This window comes from Mycobacterium sp. 1164985.4 (assembly GCF_001668575.1).
Lineage (GTDB): Bacteria > Actinomycetota > Actinomycetes > Mycobacteriales > Mycobacteriaceae > Mycobacterium.
In genome coordinates this window covers 1-16,229 of record NZ_LZMD01000084.1, presented here as the reverse complement: position 1 = coordinate 16,229, position 16,229 = coordinate 1, and the positions used below count along the sequence as shown (strand labels likewise).

General features: G+C 68.7%; 17 protein-coding genes and 1 pseudogene. 7 read left to right on the top strand and 11 right to left on the bottom strand.

The features are described 5' to 3' along the window. Positions 1–786: pseudogene (locus tag A5650_RS27165) on the top strand (hypothetical protein); the annotation flags it as partial. 30 nt (positions 787–816) lie between these two features. On the opposite strand, the gene A5650_RS18580 reads toward A5650_RS27165, so the two are convergent. Genes A5650_RS18580 through A5650_RS18565 form a run of 4 tightly spaced genes read right to left on the bottom strand, consistent with a single transcriptional unit; the run spans position 817 to position 2,398 of the window. Further along, positions 817–1,245, bottom strand: coding sequence for a molybdenum cofactor biosynthesis protein MoaE (locus A5650_RS18580; RefSeq protein ID WP_067294687.1), 429 nt, complete (start codon positions 1,243–1,245; stop codon positions 817–819). Then, entirely contained in the window at positions 1,242–1,718 is a 477-nt protein-coding gene (locus A5650_RS18575; RefSeq protein ID WP_082950827.1) for a MogA/MoaB family molybdenum cofactor biosynthesis protein, read from the bottom strand. Before A5650_RS18575 ends, A5650_RS18580 begins: the two co-directional genes overlap by 4 nt. Further along, positions 1,718–2,155 carry a cyclic pyranopterin monophosphate synthase MoaC gene (moaC, locus tag A5650_RS18570; protein WP_067294701.1) on the bottom strand — a complete coding sequence of 146 codons (438 nt, stop codon included), beginning with the start codon at positions 2,153–2,155 and terminating at the stop codon, positions 1,718–1,720. The genes A5650_RS18575 and moaC overlap by 1 nt, the downstream gene beginning before the upstream one ends. Before the next feature lie 51 nt (positions 2,156–2,206). Further along, on the bottom strand, positions 2,207–2,398 hold the full coding sequence (locus A5650_RS18565) for a hypothetical protein (protein ID WP_156670777.1): 192 nt from the start codon (positions 2,396–2,398) through the stop codon (positions 2,207–2,209). 65 nt (positions 2,399–2,463) lie between these two features. On the opposite strand from A5650_RS18565, the gene A5650_RS18560 reads away from it, so the two are divergent. Together A5650_RS18560 and A5650_RS18555 are read left to right on the top strand one after the other, a co-directional pair. Beyond that, on the top strand, positions 2,464–4,722 hold the full coding sequence (locus A5650_RS18560; RefSeq protein ID WP_067294681.1) for a helicase-associated domain-containing protein: 2,259 nt from the start codon (positions 2,464–2,466) through the stop codon (positions 4,720–4,722). A 101-nt stretch (positions 4,723–4,823) separates the two neighbouring features. Then, positions 4,824–6,473, top strand: a complete 1,650-nt coding sequence (locus tag A5650_RS18555; RefSeq protein WP_067294694.1) for a DNA repair helicase XPB — start codon at positions 4,824–4,826, stop codon at positions 6,471–6,473. Positions 6,474–6,476: 3 nt separating this feature from the next. On the opposite strand, the gene A5650_RS18550 is transcribed toward A5650_RS18555, so the two are convergent. After that, a complete protein-coding gene (locus A5650_RS18550; protein WP_067294678.1) occupies positions 6,477–6,821 on the bottom strand; it encodes a cupin domain-containing protein in 345 nt (114 codons plus the stop codon). A 141-nt stretch (positions 6,822–6,962) separates the two neighbouring features. Between A5650_RS18550 and A5650_RS18545 the strand changes: the two genes are divergently transcribed. Beyond that, positions 6,963–7,553, top strand: a complete 591-nt coding sequence (locus A5650_RS18545) for a hypothetical protein (protein WP_067294675.1) — start codon at positions 6,963–6,965, stop codon at positions 7,551–7,553. On the opposite strand, the gene A5650_RS18540 is transcribed toward A5650_RS18545, so the two are convergent. From A5650_RS18540 to A5650_RS18530, 3 genes are all read right to left on the bottom strand, one after another. Next, a complete protein-coding gene (locus A5650_RS18540) occupies positions 7,554–8,231 on the bottom strand; it encodes an SDR family oxidoreductase (RefSeq protein WP_067294672.1) in 678 nt (225 codons plus the stop codon). A gap of 81 nt (positions 8,232–8,312) precedes the next feature. Further along, complete coding sequence (locus tag A5650_RS18535; RefSeq protein WP_067294669.1) at positions 8,313–9,305, bottom strand: LLM class F420-dependent oxidoreductase; 993 nt, start codon at positions 9,303–9,305, stop codon at positions 8,313–8,315. Between the two features lie 3 nt (positions 9,306–9,308). After that, positions 9,309–9,509 carry a hypothetical protein gene (locus A5650_RS18530; RefSeq protein ID WP_067294666.1) on the bottom strand — a complete coding sequence of 67 codons (201 nt, stop codon included), beginning with the start codon at positions 9,507–9,509 and terminating at the stop codon, positions 9,309–9,311. 164 nt (positions 9,510–9,673) lie between these two features. Between A5650_RS18530 and A5650_RS18525 the strand changes: the two genes are divergently transcribed. Continuing rightward, a complete protein-coding gene (locus A5650_RS18525; RefSeq protein WP_156744192.1) occupies positions 9,674–9,910 on the top strand; it encodes a hypothetical protein in 237 nt (78 codons plus the stop codon). Positions 9,911–9,955: 45 nt separating this feature from the next. Further along, positions 9,956–10,381, top strand: a complete 426-nt coding sequence (locus tag A5650_RS18520) for a pyridoxamine 5'-phosphate oxidase family protein (RefSeq protein WP_067294690.1) — start codon at positions 9,956–9,958, stop codon at positions 10,379–10,381. Here the strand turns inward: A5650_RS18520 and A5650_RS18515 are convergent. From A5650_RS18515 to A5650_RS18505, 3 genes are all read right to left on the bottom strand, one after another. Beyond that, positions 10,378–11,859 carry a class I adenylate-forming enzyme family protein gene (locus A5650_RS18515; protein ID WP_082950825.1) on the bottom strand — a complete coding sequence of 494 codons (1,482 nt, stop codon included), beginning with the start codon at positions 11,857–11,859 and terminating at the stop codon, positions 10,378–10,380. The two genes, A5650_RS18520 and A5650_RS18515, sit on opposite strands and share 4 nt — an antisense overlap. Positions 11,860–11,972: 113 nt before the next feature. Next, entirely contained in the window at positions 11,973–14,117 is a 2,145-nt protein-coding gene (locus A5650_RS18510) for a 3-hydroxyacyl-CoA dehydrogenase NAD-binding domain-containing protein (protein ID WP_067294657.1), read from the bottom strand. A gap of 21 nt (positions 14,118–14,138) precedes the next feature. Continuing rightward, positions 14,139–15,350 (bottom strand): acetyl-CoA C-acetyltransferase, encoded by a 1,212-nt coding sequence (locus A5650_RS18505; protein ID WP_064401823.1) that lies wholly within the window; start codon positions 15,348–15,350, stop codon positions 14,139–14,141. 137 nt (positions 15,351–15,487) lie between these two features. Here A5650_RS18505 and A5650_RS18500 point away from each other — a divergent pair. Further along, the coding region (locus A5650_RS18500; protein ID WP_156744191.1) for an aminotransferase class I/II-fold pyridoxal phosphate-dependent enzyme at positions 15,488–16,229 on the top strand (742 nt) is incomplete at its 3' end.

The following is a 16,229-nucleotide window of genomic DNA, read 5'->3' as shown; positions in this document are numbered from 1 at the left end:
TCGCTCAGGGGCGGGCGGCGCCGGGGGAGCCGTAGCCGGCGCGGGCGGCGCTGCCGGAACGGGCGCGGCGAGCGCGGCGACGCGCTGGCCGCCCCGGCGCCCGAGGCGCCGCCGGCTCCCGAGGCGCCGCCGGCGCCCGCACCCGAGGCACCGCCCGTCGATGCCCTGGCCGCCCCGGTTCCCGAGGCACCGCCCGTCGACGCGCTCGCCGCGCCCGTTCCGGAAGCGCCGCCCGCGCCGGCTCCGGCTCCCCAGGCGCCGCCCGCCCCTGAGCAGTTCGACGCGCTCGCCGCGCCCGTTCCAGAAGCGCCGCCCGCACCGTTCGATCCGTTGGCCGCTCCGGTGCCCGAGGCACCGCCGGTCGACGCGCAGTCCGTCGCGAATTGGGACGTCGCACCGGACGTGCCGGTCCCCGGCGAGCAGCCCGAGCTCTGGTCGTTGCCCGTCGATGCGGCGCTGCAGCCCGCTCCGCAGATGCCGCCGGCGCCGCCCGCGCCTGCTGCCGATCCGCTCGCGGCCGACGGCGGTGTACCGCATCTCGCGAGCCCGGACAACCTGCCGCCGGGAACGACCGTCGACCGTGCACAGGCCGGCGCCCAGAGCCCGAACGTCTCCTACCTCAAGGAGATCTGGCATGCGATCCAGACGCAGGACATCACCGGCAAGGACGCGCTGCTGGCGCTGACCCAGCGTCCGCTCACCACGCCGGACGCACCGGGCGGCCAGGCGCCGAATCTCCCGGCTGCGCCGGCACCGGCCGATCCGGCCGCGCCGCCGCCCGCCTGACCGCCGACAGGGCACAGCGACAACTCGTCGCTACGCGGAGTTGACCCATTCGTCGGAGCCGTCGGCGAAGAACTGGTGCTTCCACACCGGTAGTCGCTCCTTGACGACGTCGACCAGCCGAGCGCACGTCGCGAACGCCGCCGCGCGGTGGTCGGCCGCGACCGCGGCTACCAACGCGGCGTCGCCGATCTCCAACACGCCGACGCGGTGGCTGACCGCGATCGCCCGCACGCCGTCGGCCTCCGCGGCGACCTGAGCGGCCACCTCCGCGAGCGTCTGCGGCGCCTGGGGATGCGCCGAATACTCAAGCCGGATCACCGAACGCCCGCCGTCGTGGTCACGCACGACACCGGCGAAGCTCACCACCGCACCCGCGGAGGCGTTGGCGACCAGGGCCTCGTGGTCGGCCAGCTCGATCGGCTCCTCGCTCACGTCGGCGCGCAGCACGACGGCGGTCATCGTTCGTGGTCCTTTCCAACGAGCTGGTCGAGTGCATGCTCGAGAACCCGGTCGAGCACGCCGAGGCCGTCCTTGACCCCGCCCGGTGAGCCAGGCAGGTTCACGATCAGCGTGCGGCCCTTGACCCCGCATACGCCGCGCGAGAGCACCGACGTCGGCACCTTGTCCTCGCCGGCCCGACGGATGGCGTCGGCCAGCCCGGGGATCTGATAGTCGACCATCGCGGCGGTGGCCTCGGCGGTTCGGTCCGTCGGCGAGATTCCCGTCCCGCCGGAGGTGATCACCACGTCGGCGCCTTCGACGACGGCGGCGGCGATCGCCTCCGCGACCGCGTCACCGTCCGGCACGACCACGGGTGCCGGTGTCTCGATATCGCGGGCGGTGAGCCAGTCCACGACGACGGGTCCGCTGCGGTCCTCGTATACCCCCGCGGCGGCGCGGGTGGATGCGATGACGACCCGCCCCGATCGCATCAGCGGGTCCACGTTCCGGTTTTGCCGCCCTCTTTGCGCAGCACCCGCACGCCGTCGATGCGGGCGGCGGGATCGACGGCCTTGAGCATGTCGTAAAGCGTCAGCGCGGCCACGCTCACCGCGGTCAGCGCCTCCATCTCCACGCCGGTGCGATCGGTGCTGCGCACCGTCGCCGTGATGTCGACTCGCCCTGATTGCGCGGCCTCGCCGATCTCGAACTCGACGTCGACGCCCGTGAGCGCCAACTGATGACACAGCGGAATGAGGTCACTGGTGCGCTTGGCGGCCATGATGCCCGCGACCCGGGCGGTGGCCAGCGCGTCGCCCTTGGGCAGCCCGCCCGAGGCGATCATCGCGACGACGTCGGCGGTGGTGTGCAGGGTCCCCGCGGCGACCGCGGTGCGCTTGGTGACATCCTTCGCCGTGACGTCGACCATGTGCGCCGCGCCGGTCTCGTCGACGTGTGAGAGGCGGGGCCGCTCGGACACCTACTTGTTGACGACCGTGACCGCGTGCACGTACGGCAGTTCGTCCGCGGGCAGCGGGAACGTGATCTCGCCGAAGGGCGACAGCGCGCCGGTACGGTCGGTGGCCAGCTCGCTCACCGCGTGGTCATCGTCCCCGTCGACCGCCGGCCAGCCCGGATCGACGTACCGCTTCTTCCCTTTGTTGTCTGCCACGCCCACATTGTGGCAAATGCTCCGGCCGGTGGCGACACCGCCACACTCCTTTACGCTGGTCAGCGATGACCGAGAACAGACCAGGCCTTCCCCTCGGCGCCTGGTTGGCCGATCTCCCCGACGAGCGGCTCATCCGTCTGCTGGAGTTGCGGCCCGACCTGACCCAACCGCCTCCGGGGACGATCGCCGCACTGGCCGCCCGCGCGCAGGCGCGCCAGTCGGTGAAGGCCGCCACCGATGACCTCGACTTTCTGCGGTTGGCCGTTCTCGACGCGTTGCTCGTGCTGCACGCCGATACCGCTGGTGTGCCGGTCACCAAGCTCATCGAGTTGATCGGCGACCGTGTGCCAGAGGCCGCGGTGAACGAGGCCGTCGATGACCTTCGGGACCGCGCGCTGGTATGGGGCGACGCGACGGTGCGGGTGGCGGCCGAGGCCGCGGCAGGCCTGCCGTGGTACCCCGGCCAGGCCTCGGCCGAGGACAGCTCGGCGACGCCCGAGCAGATCGCCGCGCGGCTACAGACGCTGGACGAGGCACAGTCCGAACTGCTGCAGAAACTACTCGAGGGTTCGCCGATGGGCCGCACCCGCGACGCCGCGCCCGGCACACCGCCGGACCGCCCGGTGCAGCGGCTGTTGGCCGCTGGCCTCCTGCGCCAGGTCGACGCGGACACCGTGATCCTGCCGCGGCTGGTCGGCCAGGTGCTGCGCGGTGAGCTGCCCGGGCCGGTGCAGCTCACCGAACCCGATCCGGTGGTGTCCACGACATCGGCAGCCGATGCCGACGCAGTCGCCGCGGGGGCGGCGCTCGATTTGCTGCGCGAGGTCGAGGTGGTACTCGAAACACTCGGCGCCACACCGGTTCCCGAGTTGCGCAGCGGTGGGCTCGGCGTGCGCGACGTCAAACGGCTGACCAAGACCACCGGCATCGACGATCGCCGCCTCGGGCTGATCCTCGAGGTGGCCGCGGCCGCCGGGCTCATCGCCGCGGGCATGCCGGAACCGGAACCGGACACAGGCGACGGCCCCTACTGGGCGCCGACGGTCTCCGCCGACCGCTTCGTCGAATCCCCGACCGCGGTCAAATGGCACCTGCTGGCCACCACCTGGCTGGATCTGCCCGGCCGACCGAGCCTGGTCGGACACCGCGGACCAGACGGCAAACCCTATGCCGCCCTGTCGGATTCGTTGTTCTCCACCGCCGCGCCACTGGACCGGCGACTGCTTCTCGAGGTGCTGGCCGGGCTGCCCCCGGGTGCGGGGGTGGACGCAAATGAGGCGTCGCGCGCGATGATCTGGCGCAGGCCGCGTTGGGGTGTCCGTTTGCAGCCCGGTCCGGTCGGCGACCTGTTGACGGAGGCCCATACGCTGGGCCTGGTGGGCCGCGGCGCGCTGGCCACCCCGGCTCGGGAACTGCTCACCGACGCATCTGCCGACGACGTGGTCAAGGCCATGGACAAGGTGCTGCCCGCGCCGATCGACCACTTCCTGTTGCAGGCCGACCTCACGGTGATCGTTCCCGGTCCGCTGCAGCGGGACCTCGCCGAACAACTCGCCGCGGTGGCGAGCGTGGAGTCCGCGGGCGCGGCGATGGTGTACCGGATCAGCGAGGCCTCGATCCGCCGGGCACTCGACACCGGCAGGACGGCGGGCGAGTTACACGCATTCTTTCAATGTCACTCGAAAACCCCTGTCCCTCAAGGTTTGACGTATCTGATCGACGACGTCGCCCGCAGGCATGGGCAGTTGCGGGTCGGGATGGCGGCGTCGTTCGTGCGATGCGAGGACGCCGCGCTACTCGCGCAGGCGGTCGGCGCACCGGCGACCGAACCGCTGGAGATGCGTCTACTCGCGCCGACGGTCGCGGTATCGCAGGCCCCGATCTCCGAGGTGCTCGCCGCGCTGCGTCAGGCCGGCTTCGCACCGGCGGCCGAGGACTCGACCGGCACGATCGTCGACATCCGGGCCCGCGGCGCGCGGGTACCCGCCCCGCCGGGACGACGGCGTACCTACCGTCTGGCCCCGACCCCCACCAGCCAGACGCTCGGCGCCATCGTGTCGGTGCTGCGCAAGGTGGCGGCCGCCCCCACGGGCGGTCTGCGGTTGGACCCCGCAGTCGCGATCAGCCAGTTGCAGGAGGCCGCCCATACCCAGGCCTCGGTCGTGATCGGCTACGTCGACCCCGCCGGGGTGGCCACGCAGCGAGTCGTCGCGCCGATCAACGTGCGCGGCGGACAGTTGACCGCCTACGACCCCGCCTCGGGCCGGGTACGCGACTTCGCCATCCACCGGGTCACCTCCGTGGTCGCCGCCGACGAACAATAGGGCGCAAGGGACCCGCAAAATACCAGCTCACACTGCATGGCGGCGGTCAAACACGGTCGCTCACCGATGGGCACGTCCGGGGGTTCTGGATAATGGACAAAATGACCGACGGCCCCCTTATCGTGCAGTCCGACAAGACGGTGCTGCTCGAGGTCGACCATGAACAGGCGGGCGCCGCGCGCGCCGCGATCGCCCCGTTCGCCGAACTCGAGCGTGCGCCGGAGCACATGCACACCTACCGGATCACCCCGCTGGCACTGTGGAACGCCCGCGCCGCGGGGCACGACGCCGAACAGGTCGTCGACGCGCTGGTGTCGTTCTCCCGGTATGCGGTGCCGCAACCGCTGCTCGTCGACATCGTCGACACGATGGCCCGCTACGGGCGCCTGCAACTGGTGAAGAGCCCGGTGCACGGCCTGACCCTGGTGAGCCTGGACCGCGCGGTGCTCGAGGAGGTGCTGCGCAACAAGAAGATCGCACCGATGCTTGGCGCCCGCATCGACGACGACACCGTGATCGTGCACGCCAGCGAACGCGGCCGCGTCAAGCAGATGCTGCTCAAGATCGGCTGGCCCGCAGAGGATCTCGCCGGTTATGTCGACGGCGAGAAGCACCCGATCAGCCTGGCCGAGAACGGCTGGCATCTGCGCGACTACCAGCAGATGGCCACGGATTCGTTCTGGGAGGGCGGATCCGGCGTCGTCGTGCTGCCCTGCGGTGCGGGTAAGACGCTCGTCGGCGCCGCCGCGATGGCGAAGGCCTCGGCCACCACGCTGATCCTGGTGACCAACACCGTCGCGGGCAGGCAGTGGAAGCGCGAACTGATCAACCGGACCTCGCTCACCGAGGACGAGATCGGCGAATACTCCGGTGAACGCAAGGAAATTCGCCCGGTGACGATTGCGACCTATCAGGTGATCACGCGTCGTACCAAGGGCGAATACCGCCACCTGGAACTGTTCGACAGCCGCGACTGGGGCCTGATCATCTACGACGAGGTGCACCTGTTGCCCGCGCCGGTGTTTCGGATGACGGCCGATCTGCAGTCACGTCGCCGACTCGGCCTGACCGCCACGCTGATTCGCGAGGACGGCCGCGAGGGCGACGTGTTCTCGTTGATCGGCCCGAAGAGGTACGACGCGCCGTGGAAGGACATCGAGGCGCAGGGTTGGATCGCACCGGCCGAATGCGTCGAGGTGCGCGTGACGATGACCGACAACGAGCGGATGCTGTACGCGACCGCCGAACCCGACGAGCGGTACAAGCTGTGCTCGACGGCGCACACGAAGATCGCTGTGGTCAAGTCGATTCTCGACAAGCACAAGGGTGAACAGACGCTGGTGATCGGCGCCTATCTGGACCAGCTCGAGGAGCTCGGCCAGGAGCTCGACGCACCGGTGATCCAGGGCTCGACCAAGACGGCCGAACGCGAGGCGCTGTTCGATCAGTTCCGTCGCGGCGACATCTCCACGCTCGTGGTGTCGAAGGTCGCCAACTTCTCCATCGACTTACCGGAAGCCAGTGTCGCCGTGCAGGTTTCGGGAACCTTCGGCTCGCGTCAGGAAGAGGCGCAGCGGCTGGGCCGACTGCTGCGGCCCAAGGCCGACGGCGGCGGTGCGATCTTCTACTCCGTGGTCAGCCGCGACAGCCTCGACGCCGAGTACGCCGCGCACCGCCAGCGATTCCTCGCCGAGCAGGGCTACGGCTACGTCATCAAGGACGCCGACGACCTGTTGGGGCCGACGATCTAATTCCTAAACGTGCGGACCCACCGGGTTCGACACCGTCAGCAGCACCGCGGAATCCTCGAGCGCCTGCAGGCCGTGCCGGGATTTCGGCACGACGATGTGATCACCCGCCGAGCCCTCCCAGTTGGTCGTGTCCTGGGTCAGCCGAACGCGTCCCGCCAACACCTGCAGCGTGGCCTCACCGTTGGTCTCGTGTTCGTCGAGTCGACTGCCGGCGGTCAGCGCGATCAACGTCTGACGCAGCGAATGCTCGTGGCCGCCGTACACGGTGTGCGCGCTGCGGCCGCTGCTGGCGGCGCGTGCCGTCTCGAGTTGCTCACGTACGAGCGCGGTCAGCGAGGTCTTGTTCATCGCGGGCTTCCTATCGAGGGCTGGTCGATTCGCACTTCGGCCGAAAAGCCAATCTTAATGACGGCGCACACGCCGCCGGCGGTCGCACCGACACCGTCGTAACTGAGCGCCCGCGACACCGAGGCGCTAGCCTGCTTACCCATGACCAGACGCCGTCGCGCCACGTCCGTCCAGGCGGCCAAGTTCGGGCTCGTCGGCATCGCTGTCGGCCTGGGTGCGCTGGCTTCGGCCGGTTTCGCTTCGGCGAATCCCGAGGTCCCGCAAGTTCCCGGAGCGCCCGGCGCGCCGCCGTCGCCCGGTCAGCCCTACGCGGCCCCTGTCGACACGGCAGATCCCCCGCCGGCGCCGCCCCCTGTCGGCCCACCACCCGTGCCCGAAATCCAGAACCCGCAGTACGGTCAGGGCTCGAGCCCAGGTCCGCTCGGCTTCCTCCGGGACGCCTGGCACCAGGCCCAGGACCCGTACGGGTTCACCGCGATGCCGCCCGGTCAGAGGCCGGTCGGGGCGGCGCCGCCACCCGGCGCGGGGCCCGCGCCGCAGCTGCCGCCCGGCTACACCTCGATCAACGCTCCGGAGTCCAACGGCCCGCCGGTCGCACCGCCGGAACAGGGCGGTCCACCGCTGCCGCCGGGGTACTACCCCCTGAACGGCCCGCCGCCGCCCGGCTACTACGACACCCCCGCACCCGGACCCGCGATACCGCCGGAAGGACCGATTCCGCCGACGCCGTGATCAGGTGTTCGCGGTCGAGAGCGAAGCCTTCACCGAACGCGACAGGTCGTCGGCGAGGATCTCCGCATCGGCGTTCAGCAGACCGGTGATGGCCTGCTCGGCGACCACCGACGGATCGATCTTCTGCTCCGCGGGGATGTAGCTGACCATGTCCGTGTCCATATAGCCCACGTGCAGCGCCGAGACGTGAATTCCTCGCGGCGCCAACTCCGTTCGCAGTGCATCGGTCATCGCCCAGGCCGCGGCCTTGGCCGCCGAATAGGCGCCCGACGTCGGCGAGTGATACCAGGAGAGCACCGACAGGATGTTCAGTATCGACCCGCCGCCGTTCTTCTCGATGACGGGCACGAAGGCGCGGACGACGTTGAGCGTACCGAAGTAGTGCGTGTCCATCTCCAGCCGGATGTCCTCGATCGGTCCGCTCAGCAGGCCCGCCCTCGTCGACACTCCGGCATTGTTCACCAGCACCGTGACGTCGTCGGCGGTCTCTGCCGCGCGACGTACCGACTCCGGATCGGTGATGTCGAGCTGGATCGGAACCACGCCGGGCAGGTCGACGGTCGCGGGATTCCTGGCCCCGGCGTAGACCTTGGCACCGCGCGACACCAGCTCGGCCGCGAGCCGGCGCCCGAGTCCTCGGTTGGCCCCGGTCACCACAGCGGTGATGTTCTCTGTCATGGCGGCGTTCCTCTCGGCTGATGACCACCACAACACCAAGCGAGCCCCTTTGAGTCCCGTCGTGGTACGTCTTTCGTATCCCTAGCTCAGGGCGGGGATCACCTTCTGCTCGAATAGTTCGATACCGGAGCGGTCGTACGCGGCCTCCGGGAAGTAGAGGATGGCGTATTCGCAGCCGAGTCCGCGCATCTTTTCGAGCTTCTCGACCACCTGCTCGGGTGTGCCGCTTGCCGACTCGGGCGCGGACACGGTGCTCAGCATCGCGTCGACCGCCGACTCGTCGGCCTTGGTGACCTGCCGGGCGCGCAGCCTCGCCACCCGGTCCTTGACGTCGGACTCCGATTCGCCGATCACGGCGTTGAAGTTGGCCGAGCGCACGATCGCGTCGTAGTCGGTGCCGACGTCACGGCAGTGGTCGGCGAGCACCTGTGACTTATGGGTGAATCCTCCCGGCTCGCAGGTGAAGTTGGTGTACTGCGCGTATTTCGCCGCGATCTTCAGCGTGACCTTCTCGCCGCCGCCGGCAATCCACAGTGGAATCCCGTTGTCCTGTAAGGGCTTCGGTTCGACGATCGCCCCGGACACCTGATAGTGCTTGCCGTCGAGGCTGACCGTCCCGTCACGCCAGGCGTCGCGCATGATCCGCACTCCCTCGTCGAGTCGGCCCAGTCGCTCGCCCGCCGACGGGAACCCGTAACCGTAAGCGCGCCACTCGTGTTCGTACCATCCGCCGCCGATGCCCATCTGGATGCGGCCTCCGGAGATGACGTCGGCGGTGGCGGCGACCTTGGCCAGATACGCCGGGTTGCGATAGCCCATCGCGGTGCACATCTGGCCGAGCTTGATGCGCGATGTCGTCGCGGCGTAGGCGGCCATCAGGGTCCACGCCTCGTGGGTGGCCTCGGACGTGGGCACCGGCACGGTGTGGAAGTGGTCGTACACCCACAGCGAGTCCCACGCTCCGCTGCCGTCGGCGTACTCGGCGAGGTCGCGCATCACCGCCCACTGCTCTGCGGGGGGAATGTCGATCAGATCGAGTCGCCAGCCCTGCGGGATGAACAGTCCGAAGCGCATGGCTCACGACTCTATGCAACCAGCGGCGGAGGACGCCATCCTCCCAGCGCCGTTTCCAGCCGAGCCGCTGCCGCGAGCGCCGTTCCGTCCTCCCACGGTCGGGCCCGCGATCTGCACACCGACGGGCAGTCCCACGATCACGTCGTAGTCAGCCATGAACCCGAGCATCTCGATGCGGTAGGCGCCGAGGCACAGGTCCGTCATTGTTAGCTCAGCTTTCGAATTAACTGCGGATCACGTCGCCGTGTCTCCCACAAAAGCGGTGGCCGGGCCGTTATCGGCCTGCAACGCGAACATCGCCGCGTGCGCGTTTGCGTTCGCCATCAGGTGTTGTATGGTGTGGCTCACAAAGCAGTATTTTGTGTGATGTGAGCCACAAGGAGGTCGGCGTGGTCCGTGACCCAGCGACGGGAATGGAATCGCACCACGTGCGGGCCGGCGGCGCCGCTCACCACCACGTCCGGTGGTTCCGCATGCTTCTGCTCGCCGTCATCGCGATCGCTGCGATCGCGGGCGTCGCGAGCACCCTGGCGATGGGTCAGCCCCAGGTGGCGTTCGTGATCGGCCTCGTCGCCGTGGCGTTCTTCTCGCGGGTCGGCTGCTGACCTGAGCCCACCGGCCTGACGGATGTCGGGTCTAGCGTGAAGGCCATGGCCCTCTCCAAAGACGAACGCGAACAATTTCTGGCCGAACCGCACATTGCCGCGCTGTCGGTATCGGCGGGTGACAAGCGCGGTCCGCTGACCGTTCCGATCTGGTACCAGTACTCTCCCGGTGGCGAGCCGTGGGTGCTCACCGGCGACGGCTCCCGAAAGCATCGGCTCATCGAGACCCAGGGCGAGTTCACGCTGATGGTTGAGCGGCTCGAGCCGACGGTTCGGTACGTGGCCGTCGACGGCCCGGTCAGCCGCATCGAGCCGGCCACCGACGAGCAGCTCGTCGAGGTGACCAAACGCTATATGCCGCCCGACAAGGTCGACGCCTACCTCGAGTACGCCCGCCGCGAGCACGGCGCCAGCGTCGTGATCTTCATGAAGCCGCAGCACTGGCTGTCCTCGGACCTCGGGGCGTTCTAGCGCGGCTCGAACAGCGCGGCGACGGCGGGAAAGCTCACCTTCAGCGCCGGGTTGCGCGGTAGTTCGTCGACGACCGTGAACGCCACGGGCACGTTGTACACCGGTAGCGATCGGCGGACCAGCGCGGCGAGCTCCTCGTCCGAGGGCACCGGCAGCCCCGGAAACACCTCGATCGCCGCGGCAGGCACCTCGCCGAGGCGCGCGTCGCGGACCCCGACCACACAGGCGTCGCGGACGGACGGATGCGAGATCAGCACGCGCCGAACGGTTTCCGGGAGAATCTTGAACCCGCCCCGATTGATGGCGCCGTCAGCCCTACCGTGGAGAGTGACGAAACCGTCGGCGTCGATGGATGCGACGTCGGTGGTACGAATCCAGTCCGGGCCGATCGGCGCGACCTTGGCCTCCAGCAGCCCGGGCTCACCGACGGTGAGCTCTACCCCGTTGTCGGGGTCAACGATGCGCACCTGCACATCCGGCAAGGGTCTGCCGACGCTGTTGCGCTTGGCCGAGCCGAACTCCTGCAACATATCGGGGGTCCATGCGCACAGCGATCCCGCGAATTCCGTTGCCCCGTAAGCCAGCACGATCGGAATGCCGTACTTGGCCTCGAACTCATCGCGGGTCTCGGGGTCCAGTGGTCCCGACGCGCTGATCAGAAAGGTCAGCGACGCGAGATCCTCCTTGGCGACGTCGGCGTCCAGCAGCATCCGGATGACGGCGGGCTGCACACCCGAGCGTGTGATGCGGTGGCGCCTCACCATGTCCACATAATCGTCGACGGTGAATCGTTCGAGCATCGCGATGCGCCTGCCGTTGTACACGCCGGCGATCAATTGGCACACGCCGATTCCGCCGAACTGCCAGTACGCGAGTTCTGGCGGAGCGTCGGCGGGTGCGGCCTCCCCGCTGGTCACGCTGAACACGGTCCGCTCGAGCACCGCGGTCTTGATCGACTGCCGCTTCGGCGGTCCCGTCGTGCCGCTGGTCAGGATCTGCAGTGCCGCACCGGGTTCGGCGTCGGCGTGAGTGTGTTGCGGGTCGCGACGTTGCAGCCGGGGCACCGTGGCGACGTTCGGCTGCCGACCGGCTATCGCCACGCCCGCGCTGCCCGCCCGCCGCGCGGCCTCCACGACCGGCGCAGTCCAGTCCTCGACGTCGGCGACGATTGCCGACAGCCTGAGCATCTCGATGTCGCGGGCGATCGACTCGGGCGACTGGAACGAGTAGATCATCGACACCGTGCGTCCCGCGGCGAGGAACCCGATAATCGCCGCGGCGTGCGCCAACCGGTTCCTGACCACGAGGCCGACGGGGGCGTCGTCGGCGACACCAGCATCCCGCAGCGCCTGCGCGATGGCGCGGCCATAGGCGCTCACCTCGTGTCCGCTGTACCAACGTCCCTCGAACTCGATACAGGGGTTGTCGCCGTAGCGGGCCAGCCCGGCCGCGAACCTTTCGGTGAAGCTTTCCGGCACGGCGCCAATCTAGCGAATCACCCGCACCGGGACGGGGAAGCGGCGAGCGCCCACCCTGTACGAATCCTCGGTGGAGAACCGTACAAGAGTGAGCGCTCGGCCCGTTTAGTTCGTCAGAGCAGCGACGACGGCGGGTTGAACCGTTCGCCGTACTTGGCGGCCAGCTCCTTGGCGCGGGCCACGAAGGCCTCCTTGCCGAGACCGCCGGGACCCTGGTAGCCGACGATGAACTGCGCCGAACCACCGGTGTACGGCGGGAAGCCGATACCCATGATCGAGCCGATGTTCGCGTCGGCGGTCGAGGTCAGCACGCCCTCGTCGAGGCACTTCTGGGTCTCCAGCGCCTCGGCGAACAGCATGCGATCGATCATGTCCTGCAACGGGATCGAGGAGCTGCCGGAGTTGAACGTCTCGGCCAGCCCCGGCCACAGGCCGACTCGCTTGCCGTCGGCATACTCGTAGAACCCGGCGCCCTTCAGGCGCGACGGACGGCCGATCTCGATCATCTTCTCGACGACCGCCTCCGCCGGGTGCGGCTCGTACGTCTTGCCCTCGGCCTCGGCGGCCTTGCGGGTGGCGACGGCGATCTTGTGCATCAGCTCGAGGTTGAGCTCGTCGGACAGCTGCAGCGGCGGCGCCGGGTAGCCGGCCTGCGAGCCGGCCTGCTCGATGCTCGCGGGCGCGACGCCCTCGCCGAGCATCGCCAGCGCCTCGTTGACGAAGGTGCCGATCACGCGGCTGGTGAAGAAGCCGCGGCTGTCGTTCACCACGATCGGCGTCTTGCCGATCGCCAGCGTGTAGTCGAACACCCGGGCCAACGCCTCGTCAGAGGTCTTCTCGCCCTTGATGATCTCGACCAGCGGCATCTTGTCGACGGGGCTGAAGAAGTGGATGCCGATGAAGTCCTCCTGGCGCTTCACCCCGGTCGCCAGACCGGTGATCGGCAGCGTCGAGGTGTTCGACCCCAGCAGCGCGTTGGGCTCGACGATGTCCTCGATCTCACCGAACACCTTGTGCTTGAGGTCCTGGTCCTCGAACACGGCCTCGATGACGAAGTCCACGCCCTTGAGGTCGGCCGGATCGGCGGTCGGCGTGATGCGGGCCAGCAGCGCGTCGGACTTCTCCTTGGTGGTCTTGCCCCGTTCGAGCGCCTTGGCCTCCAACTTCTCGGAGTAGCCCTTGCCCTTCTGGGCGGCCTCGATGCTGACGTCCTTGAGCACGACGTCGAAGCCGGCCTTGGCCGAGACGTAGGCGATACCCGCGCCCATCATGCCCGCGCCCAGCACACCGATCTTGTTGATCTTGACGGGCTCGATGCCGTCGGGCCGCGACGCCCCGCCGTTGATGGCCTGCAGATCGAAGAAGAACGCCTGGATCATGTTTTTGGCGGTCTGCCCCGTGACCAACTGGGTGAAGTAACGGCTCTCGATGCGGCTCGCGGTGTCGAAGTCGACCTGCGCACCCTCGACGGCCGCGTCGAGAATGGCCCGCGGCGCCGGCATCGGCGCACCCTTCAATTGCTTCTTCAGCAGCGCCGGGAACGACGGCAGGATGCTCGCCAGGCCCGGGCTGGTCGGTGTGCCACCGGGCATCTTGTAGCCCTTGGCATCCCACGGCTGGGTATGTGCGTCGGGGTTGGCCTTGATCCACGCCTTGGCGGCGGGCACCAGCTCGTCGACCGTCGGCAGGACCTCGTCGACCAGGCCGACCTCCTTGGCCTTGCCCGGCTTGAACCGAGTGCCCTGCGACAGCACCTCCATGAAGGCCTTCTGGATGCCGAACATCCGCACGCTGCGGGCGACACCGCCGCCGCCGGGCAGCAGGCCCAGCGTGACCTCGGGGAAGCCGACGACGGCGCCCTTCACGTCCGCGATGATTCGGTGGTGGCAGGCCAGCGCGATCTCCAGGCCGCCGCCGAGCGCGGCGCCGTTGATCGCCGCGACGACCGGCTTGCCCAGCGTCTCGAGCTTGCGCAGGTCGGCCTTGATCGCCTCAGGTGTGGCGAACGCCTCGGCAGCGTTGTCCGGGCCGAGGTTGATCATGCCCTTGAGGTCACCGCCGGCGAAGAAGGTCTTCTTCGCGCTGGTGATGACGACACCGGTGATCGAGTCCTTCTCTGCAACAAGGCGTTCGACCGCGTTGTGCATCGACTCGGTGTAGTGCTCGTTCATCACGTTGGCCGAACCGGTCGGGTCGTCCAGCGTCAGGGTGACGATGCCGTCGGCATCCTTGTCCCACTGAATAGTGTTCTCTGCCATTGCTTTTCCTTAAACCCGCGCTCAGACGCGCTCGATGATGGTGGCCACGCCCATGCCGCCGCCGATGCACAGCGTGATCAGCGCACGCCGCGCGTTACGACGCTCGAGCTCGTCGACCATGGTTCCGGTGATCATGGCGCCGGTGGCGCCCAGCGGGTGGCCCATCGCGATGGCGCCACCATTGACGTTGAGCTTCTCGTCGGGGATGTTCAGGTCCTTCTGGAACTTCAGCACCACCGAGGCGAACGCCTCGTTCAGCTCGAACAGGTCGATGTCGTCGACCGTCAGACCGGCGCGGTCCAGCACCTTGCGGGTGGCCGGCGTCGGACCGGTGAGCATGATGACCGGATCGGCGCCACTGGTGGCGGTGGCCACAATGCGCGCGCGGGGGGTCAGACCCTGCGATGTGCCGGCCTTTTCACTGCCGACGAGCACCAGCGCGGCGCCGTCGACGATGCCCGAGCTGTTGCCGCCGGTGTGGACGTGGTTGATCTTCTCGACGAAGTGATACTTCTGCAGCGCCACGTCGTCGAAGCCGCCCATCGCGCCGACACCGTCGAAAGCGGTCTTGAGCTGACCAAGGCCCTCGAGCGTGGTGTCGGGCCGCATGTGCTCGTCGTGGTCGAGGATGACGAGGCCGTTCTGGTCCTTGACCGGGACGACGGACTTGGCGAAGTAGCCGCCCGACCAGGCCGCGGCGGCCTTCTCCTGACTGCGCAGCGCGTAGCGGTCGACGTCCTCGCGGGAGAAGCCTTCGATCGTGGCGATCAGGTCGGCGCCGATGCCCTGCGGCACGAAGCCGATGCGGTAGTTGGTTTCGGGGTCGGACGCCCACGCGCCGCCGTCGGAGCCCATCGGGACGCGGCTCATCGACTCGACACCGCCCGCGAGCACTAGGTCGTCCCATCCGGACCGGACTTTCTGGGCGGCGGTGTTGACGGCCTCGAGGCCCGAGGCGCAGAACCGGTTGAGCTGGAACCCGCCGGTGGTCTCCGGCAGGTTGGCCACCAGCGCCGCGGTGCGGGCGATGTCGCCGCCCTGGTCGCCGACGGGTGACACGCAACCGAGGATGACGTCGCTGATCAGCGTCTCGTCGAGGTCGGGATAGCGGGCGCGGATCTCCTCGATCAGGCCGACAACCAGGTTGACGGGCTTGACCTCGTTGAGCGCGCCGTTCTTGTTCTTGCCGCGAGGCGTACGGATCGCCTCGTAGATGAAGGCTTCTTCAGACATGCGCCCGAGCGTAACAGCCCAGACCAACCTGTTGGTTGGGCGGCCGTCGCACCCGCCGAACGTGGGTTACCCGCACCCGAATGGCGGGATTTGCGTGACGATAACCCACGTTCGCAGCGGCATTACGCTCGATAACCGTGACAGTCAGACGGTTGCAGCCGTACGCGGTGACGATCTTCGCCGAGATGTCGGCGCTGGCCGCCCGCATCGGCGCCGTCAACCTCGGCCAGGGATTCCCCGACGAGGACGGTCCGCCGGAGATGCTCAAGATCGCCGAGAACGCGATCGCCGGCGGCGCCAATCAGTACCCGCCCGGCCTGGGCATCGCACCGCTGCGCGAGGCGATTGCCGCCCAGCGGGAACGCACGTACGGCAGCACCTATGACCCGGACACCGAGGTGCTGGTCACTGTCGGCGCCACCGAGGCGATCGCGGCCTCGGTCATCGGGCTAATCGAACCCGGCTCGGAGGTGCTGCTGATCGAGCCGTTCTACGACTCCTACTCCCCGGTGATCGCGATGGCAGGCTGCGAGCGCCGCGCCGTGCCGATGATCCAGGAGGGCAGTGGCTTCCGGATCGACGTCGACGGGCTGCGCCGGGCGATCACACCGAAAACCAAGGCGCTGATCGTCAACTCACCGCACAACCCCACCGGCATGGTGGCCGGCGACGACGAGCTGCGGGCGCTGGCGGCCCTGGCTGTCGAGGCCGACCTACTGGTGATCACCGACGAGGTCTACGAGCACCTCGTCTTTGACGGCCGCCGCCACATCCCGCTCGCGTCCTATCCCGGCATGGCCGACCGCACCCCTGCGATGAGATCGGCCGGGCCACACGCCCAGCCGATCTTCCAGCCGGTGACATTGAACATCTTGGCGG